This window comes from Streptomyces sp. NRRL S-87, from assembly GCF_000719335.1.
In the GTDB taxonomy this organism is placed as follows: Bacteria; Actinomycetota; Actinomycetes; order Streptomycetales; family Streptomycetaceae; genus Streptomyces.
Window position 1 is genome coordinate 1 of the sequence record NZ_JOGB01000190.1, and the last position, 411, is coordinate 411.

At 67.2% G+C, this 411-nt stretch carries 1 protein-coding gene; it reads right to left on the minus strand.

Features of this window, described 5'->3' with window-relative positions; all coding sequences use genetic code 11:
- The coding region (locus tag IF43_RS0135685) for a transposase (RefSeq protein WP_031090208.1) at positions 1 to 307 on the minus strand (307 nt) is incomplete at its 3' end.
- Between the last annotated feature and the right edge of the window lie 104 nt (positions 308 to 411).

Here is a 411-nt window from a genome sequence, read left to right on the forward strand (position 1 = left end):
ACCTGGACCGGGTCGGGTCGAGCTGTGCCGCGAAAAAAGCCGAGGCCGTCCGCAGGATCTCGTTCGACCGCTTGAGCTGGGTGTTCTCCTTGCGCAGCGCGGCCAGCTCGGCGCGTTCGTCGCTGGTCAGCAGATCGTTGCGTTCGCCGGCGTCGGCCTCGGCCTGGCGGATCCAGCCGCGCAGGGCCTCATGATGGACACCGATCTCCTCGGCCATACGGCGGATCACGGGCTTCGGCTCCGCGGCGCGGTACATCCGCACCGCACGCTCACGCAACTCCAGCGGGTACTTCCTCGGGGCAGGCATCAACAGGGCTCCTCTCTGTGAGTCCCATCTGACCTACTGTCACCGCTTCCCGCATCTCGGGGGAACCTCAGACCCTCAAGAGACCGGTGTGGCTCACCGGCAGG